Genomic DNA, 6185 nt, shown 5'->3' on the forward strand with positions numbered 1-6185 from the left:
AAAATCCGCTCCGGAATCCTTTTACGAAGTCGTTCGGAATTCCCGGTGACGACCGCGACAATCGGCTGCCGTTCGGCGAAGGGTGTGGTTGGATTGCCCGCCCAAGGCATGACAGGTCGCCGCTGGAGCGACCTTCTCAGCTCGCGAGCACAAGAGAAAGGGAAAACTTCCGGATCTCAGGAAGTCCCAGTTTCAGACGCCTTCGAAGGCGCTACACATGATCTATCCCCCGTAGCAAATGGTCCCCCGACACCTGCTTGCACAAGAACAGGCTCTTCTTGGCGGCGATCACCACGTCGTGACGCACTCACAAGGCCCGTCCCGCCTCTCTCGGAGGCGCGATAAAAACGTTACCAGAGCCGTCCTGAAGCGTCACTCGTTTGTGCGATAGGTCACGTGACCCAGAGGCCCCAGGAAGGGGTCAACCATAAATGTTCCGTGGTAATGGAAAACTTAACGCGCCATTCACGCTGGCCGGGTTTACTGCCCTGTCCGACATCGCGACGGGTTACCGCCAGTAAACCGACCCGCAGGTCACTTTTCTTCCGCCACGTCCTCGCCTTCCGGCCAGCGGACGGCCCTCGCCACGCCCGGACCGGCTCACCCCACGGGCCCGCCACCGGCGCCGACTCCCCCTACGACACCTGCTCCTCCTGGAGCCGCCGCGCGTAACCCGCCAGCCGCTTCCCCAGGTTGACACTCACCGCACCGACCAACCGGCCCCGCCGGTAGTGCGCCTCGACCACCTTCTCCGCACCCGCCTCGCCCTCCTCGGCGACCACCCGGTCCCCGGTGCCCGGCAATCCCACCGACTTGATCCGCAGCCCGAACACCGACGTCCAGAACGACGGCACGTGCACGTACGGCTCGGCCGCCGCCGGCCCCGCCAAGAGGTTCCGCGCCGCCAACTCCCCCTGCGCCGCCGCATTGCTCCAGTGCTCCAACGGAACCGGACCGTCCGCCGACCGCACCGCATCACACCGGGCCACGTCCCCGGCCACCACGACCCGCGGATCGACCACCCCGGCCACCCCCGCGCCCCGCGCGAACAGCCGCTCGTCGCAGTGCACCCGCCCCGCCGGCAGCGCCAGCCCGGCCCCCCGCAGCCACCCGGTCGCCGGCTCCATCCCGATCGCCACCACGGCCACCTCGGCCGGCAGCACGCTCCCGTCGGCCAGTTCGACCCCGTCGACCCGCCCGGCCCGGGCCCGGAAACCCGTCACCCCGGTACCCAGCCGCAGCGCGACCCCGGCCCGCCGGGCCGCCTCCGCCACCACGCCCGGCACCGTCCCGCCCAGCACCCGCAGCGGCGACCCGAACGGCTCCACCAGCGTCACCCGCACCCCGAGCCCCAGCCCGACCAGCGACGACGCCAACTCCACCCCGACGAACCCGGCCCCGACGACGACCACCTCACGCGCCCCGCCGTCGATCCGCGCCCGCAGCGCCCGGACGTCGTCCAACCCCCGCACGGTCAGCACCCCGGCCGGCGCCTGGCCGGGCCAGGCCCGCGCCTGCGCCCCGGTCGCCACCACCAGCCCGTCGTACGCGAGCTCCGCACCGTCGGCCAACCGCACCCGGCGCCGCTCCCGGTCCAGCCCGACTGCCTCGGTCCCCCGGACCCAGCGGGCGTCGCACTCCTCGACGCCCGCCAGCCGGATGTCGTCCGCGGTGAGCGTCCCGGCCATCACCTGCTTGGTCAACGGCGGCCGGTCGTACGGGAGTTCCGCCTCCGCCGACACCACGGTCAGCGCTCCGGAAAACCCCCGCGCCCGCAGCGCCTCGCCGGCCCGGACGCCCGCCAGGCCCGCGCCCACCACGACGACCTCACGCAAGGCTCAGACCCCTTCGACCGAGATCGCCCGCACCGGGCAGGCCCGCGCCGCGGCCGCCACCTTGCCGGCGAGTTCCGGCGCCGGGTCCGGCGCGACCACCAACTGCTCATCGTCGTCCAGCGCGAAGACCTCGGGCGCCACCAGGGCGCACTGCCCCAACCCGTCGCACAGCGCGTAATCGACCGTGATCTGCATGGCTGATTCCCCCAACTCCCCTGTGAATGACTCACCTCGCGCCGCGGGCAGCGAACCCCCGGCACGCCCCGCCCGCGGCCGGCGGACGCCCCTCGGGCCACACCGCCGACCGCCCCGGACACCGTCACGGCTCACGACGTCACGCCGTCTCCCGCGCGTACCGCAGCGGCAGCTCCTCCAGCCCCCGGATCGCGTCCGAGGCCAGCCACCGCACCTCCGCCCGGGACACCCCCAACTCCAGCGTCGGGAAACGGTCCAGGATCTCGTTCAGGGCGATCGTCGCCTCCTGCCGGGCCAGCCGCTGCCCCAGGCAGAAGTGCGGCCCCATGCCGAACGCGACGTGCTGCGCGGTGGCCCGGCCGATGTCGAAGGCGTGCCCGTCCTCGCGCACCTCCGCGTCCCGGTTGGCCGCGTTCAGCAGGAACCGCACCAGCTCACCCTTGCGGATGGTGACCCCACCCGCCTCGATGTCCTCCAGCGCCACCCGGTTCACCGTGGTCATCGCCGACCCGCGGAACCGCAACGCCTCCTCCACCGCCTGGTTCACCAACGACCGGTCCGCCCGCAGCGCCGCCAACTGCTCCGGATGCGTCAGCAGATCGTGCAACGCGTTGGCCAACAGGTTCGTCACCGTGTCGTGACCCGCGATCAGCAACACCGCGGCGAACGACGACAGTTCCTCGTCCGACAACCCGGCCCCGTCCTCGAACCGCGCCGCGATCAGCTCACTGAGCAGGTCCTCCGTCGGCTGCTCCCGCTTGGCCCCGATCAGCCCGATGCAGTACGCGAACAGCTCGCCCGCCGACGCCTGCATCGCCTCCAGCGACGGCGCCGCGGAGATGTCCATCGCCCACTTGCGGAACGGGTCCCGGTCCTCGCCCGGCACCCCCAGCAGATCGCAGATCACCTCCAGCGGCATCGGATAGGTGAACGCGTCGATGAAGTCCACCGTCCCGCTGTCGCCCAGCTTGTCCAGCAGCTGCCGGCTGATCTCCACGATCCGCGGCTCCAACTGCCGCACCGCCTTCGACGCGAACGCCGCGCTCACCAGCCGCCGGTACCGGGCGTGCCCCGGATCGTCCTGCTCCAGCAGCATCACCTGCAGCCCCGGGACCAGCGCCCCGTGCGGCGCGTGCGTGTGCACGTCGTTGGACAGCCGCGGATCGCTCAGCAACTCCCGGGTCAGCCCGGCGCCCAACACCGTCCAGGTCTCCTGCTGGTTCAGCTGCCGAGTGCGGATGATCCCGTGCCGCGCGGCGAGCCGCGCCAGCTCCCGCTCCAGATCCGCGGTGGCCGCCAACTCGGCAAGATCGATTACCTCGGACATGACGCATTCCCCCTACGTGTGCCACGGATGACGGGCCGCCGGCCCACGCCGCGGCCCGCACGCCACGCCGTGGGCCGACCGGCCCCGAGAAACCCCGCCCCGGACCCCAACGGCCGGCGGCTGGTACGCCCCGGACTTCAGTCCCGGAGCAACTGCACTGCCTGCTGGGCGAGTTGGGTGTCCATCGCGCCCGACCGGCTCCCGGCGATCCCCGACCGCATCAGGGCCGCCCCCTCGACCAACGCCACGAACGTCTCGGCCCGCGCCCGACAGAACTCGGCGGACCACTCCGGCCGCCCCTGCTGGACGAACGCCTCCACGTGGGCCACGTACTTCCGGTAGAACTCCCGGACCACCGCGGCGATCTCGTCGTCCCGCGCCGCCAACGCCCACACCTCGACGTACAGCCGGACCAGCTGGGGGTCCTCCTGCTCGGCGAGCACCACCGCCACCACTTCGGCGGGTTCCGCCCGGCCGCCCTCCGGGACCTCGATGACCGACGGGTCCTCGCGGCCCAGCCGCAGCCCCGTCGTCTCCGCGAGCCGGTCCAGCGACCGCTCCAACGCCCGCTCCAGCACGGCCTTGATCAGGTCCGCCCGGGTCGGGAAGTAGTGCTGGAGGTGACCGACCCGCACACCGGCCTCACCGGCGATGGCCCGCAGGGACGCGTCCGCGTTGCCCTTGGCGACCAGCACGGACTCGGCGGCGTCCAGCAGACTCGTCCGCCGCAGGTTGCCCTGCCGCGTCAGCTGCGGCTTACCGCCGTCCTTCTCCTCGCTCATGACACCGTGACCTCGACCCCTGCCTTCTCCAGCGCGGAGACGACGTCCTGCGGCACCGGCGTCATCTCGGGGAACACCACCCCGGTGGGCGCCTCGGCGCCGTCCGCACCCAACACCCGACGCAGGCCCAACAGCCCGCCCAACGCGGTGAGGTGGGCCTGACCGGCCGCATCCTTGATCACCGCGGTACGCCGCTCGCCGCCCCGCCCGCGGACGTCGATCCGCAGCAGCGCGGAGCCGCCCTCACCCGGCGAGTACAGCATCGACCGGCGGGTCTTCTCGAACGAGTCGCCCCGCCCCCACCGGAAGAACCCGGTCTTCTTCAACGCCAGCAGCGTCGACGTCGACGAGTTCGCACTGAACCCGATCCGCGTGATCGCGGTGTCCAGGCCCAGCACCAGCGGCAGCGTGAACTGCTCCGGCGTGTCGATCCGCGCCACCTTCGTCCGGTGCCCGCCGATCTCCACGAACCCGGCGTCGCTCAACGGCATGACCATCTGCCGCTGCCCGTTCTCGGTGACCTCGTAGTCCAGCCCCAGCCGGTCCATGAACTCCACCGAGTCCGTACCGGCCCGGTCCTTCAGGTCGTACCGGATGGCGATCCGCGCCTCGGCCGCACCGCCGAGCTCCGCCGCCAACGCCGCGGTGACCAGCGCACTCACGCCGCCCATCCAGCTCGACGACAGCAGCACCGGCGCCTTCGGCGGATGAACCGCCGCGAGTGCCGTGGCCCGCTGCAACCGCGCCGTCCACCGCGTGATGTCGACGTACGGCACACCCCCGCGAAGGGCGGCCAGCATCACCCGGTCGTCCGGGTCGTTCACCGTGCTGATCACGGCCCGGACCCGCGCCGAGAACGGCTCCGGGTCACCCAGGTCCCACCGCCGCACCTCCGCCCCGACCTCGTCGGCCAGCGCCTGCCCCTTCTCGGGCGTGCGCCCGGTGAGCAGTAACGGCCACGAGGGCGCAGCGAGCCGGGTCAGATCGCCACCGACGGTCCCGTAACCGCCGACCACGAGCACCGGACCATTCACATCAAGCTGGAGGTCATCGTCCACGGAACCGACACTAGGTCACGCGACCTAGAATCTCAACGCCCGTCATTGTCGCCCCCGTCACATAGAGTCGTCACCCCACCCACCGTCTACTACCGCCCCCGCCCCAGGAGTTGAGCCACCGCATGCTCATCGAGCACGTCCTGCCCCCGCACGCCGTAGGCGAGGACGCCCTCGGTGACCCGCCCGCCGACGCCCCCACCGGCCTCTTCCCGATCGAGGAACGCGAGATCGCCCGCGCCGGCGAGAAGCGCCGTCGCGAATTCACCACCGCCCGCCAGTGCGCCCACCGCGCCCTGGCCCGCCTGGGCCTCTCCCCGACCCCGCTGCCCCCGGGCCCCACCGGCGCCCCGGCCTGGCCCCCCGGCATCACCGGCAGCATCACCCACTGCGACGGCTACCGCGCCGCCGCGGTGGCCCGCACCGCCGACCTCCCCCACCTCGGCATCGACGCCGAACCCCACGCCCCGCTGCCCCCAGCCGTCCGCGACGGCATCACCACCCCCGCCGAACGCAGCCACCTCCAGGACCTCGCCGCCACCCATCCGGCCGTCCCGTGGGACCGCCTCCTCTTCAGCGCGAAGGAGTCCGTCTACAAGACCTGCGCTCCGCTCGCCCCCCGCCCGCTCCAATTCGAGGACGCCGAGATCACGTTCTCGCCCACCGCCCGCACCTTCACCGCCCACCTGCTCCTGCCCTGGCCGGCCGGCGTCCCCGCCCCCGTCGTCCTCGGCAGCTGGCACACCTCCCACGGCATCCTCCTCACCGCGGCCGCCCTGCCCCGACCGGCCTGACGAAAGACCATTTCCCGCAAACGCAAAAAAGCCTCGTTCCCCGAGTCGAAACTCGGGGAACGAGGCTTTATCAAATTTAGTTCGGCGGCGTCCTACTCTCCCACAGGGTCCCCCCTGCAGTACCATCGGCGCTGAAAGGCTTAGCTTCCGGGTTCGAAATGTAACCGGGCGTTTCCCTAACGCTATAACCACCGAAA

6 protein-coding genes and 1 rRNA gene are annotated in these 6185 nt (G+C 71.6%); 1 reads left to right on the top strand and 6 read right to left on the bottom strand.

What is annotated here, in order from left to right; translation table 11 throughout:
• Positions 1-635: 635 nt before the first annotated feature.
• The 5 genes from ACLJT4_RS40620 to ACLJT4_RS40640 all read right to left on the bottom strand — a co-directional run bounded on the left by ACLJT4_RS40620 (position 636) and on the right by ACLJT4_RS40640 (position 5161).
• Entirely contained in the window at positions 636-1835 is a 1200-nt protein-coding gene (locus tag ACLJT4_RS40620; RefSeq protein WP_411130089.1) for an NAD(P)/FAD-dependent oxidoreductase, read from the bottom strand.
• A 3-nt stretch (positions 1836-1838) separates the two neighbouring features.
• A complete protein-coding gene (locus ACLJT4_RS40625; protein ID WP_411130091.1) occupies positions 1839-2030 on the bottom strand; it encodes a ferredoxin in 192 nt (63 codons plus the stop codon).
• A gap of 139 nt (positions 2031-2169) precedes the next feature.
• A complete protein-coding gene (locus ACLJT4_RS40630) occupies positions 2170-3357 on the bottom strand; it encodes a cytochrome P450 family protein (protein WP_411130093.1) in 1188 nt (395 codons plus the stop codon).
• 137 nt (positions 3358-3494) lie between these two features.
• Positions 3495-4139: a TetR/AcrR family transcriptional regulator gene (locus ACLJT4_RS40635; RefSeq protein WP_411130095.1), complete on the bottom strand. Its 645-nt coding sequence runs from the start codon at positions 4137-4139 to the stop codon at positions 3495-3497.
• Positions 4136-5161 carry a saccharopine dehydrogenase gene (locus tag ACLJT4_RS40640; protein WP_411130099.1) on the bottom strand — a complete coding sequence of 342 codons (1026 nt, stop codon included), beginning with the start codon at positions 5159-5161 and terminating at the stop codon, positions 4136-4138. Before ACLJT4_RS40640 ends, ACLJT4_RS40635 begins: the two co-directional genes overlap by 4 nt.
• Before the next feature lie 158 nt (positions 5162-5319).
• Between ACLJT4_RS40640 and ACLJT4_RS40645 the strand changes: the two genes are divergently transcribed.
• Positions 5320-5988: a 4'-phosphopantetheinyl transferase family protein gene (locus tag ACLJT4_RS40645; protein ID WP_411130097.1), complete on the top strand. Its 669-nt coding sequence runs from the start codon at positions 5320-5322 to the stop codon at positions 5986-5988.
• A gap of 79 nt (positions 5989-6067) precedes the next feature.
• On the opposite strand, the gene rrf is transcribed toward ACLJT4_RS40645, so the two are convergent.
• A 5S ribosomal RNA gene (rrf, locus tag ACLJT4_RS40650) occupies positions 6068-6184 on the bottom strand.
• Between the last annotated feature and the right edge of the window lies 1 nt (position 6185).

Origin of the sequence: Streptomyces sp. x-19 (assembly GCF_046549115.1) — a bacterium.
GTDB lineage: Bacteria > Actinomycetota > Actinomycetes > Streptomycetales > Streptomycetaceae > Streptomyces > Streptomyces albulus_C.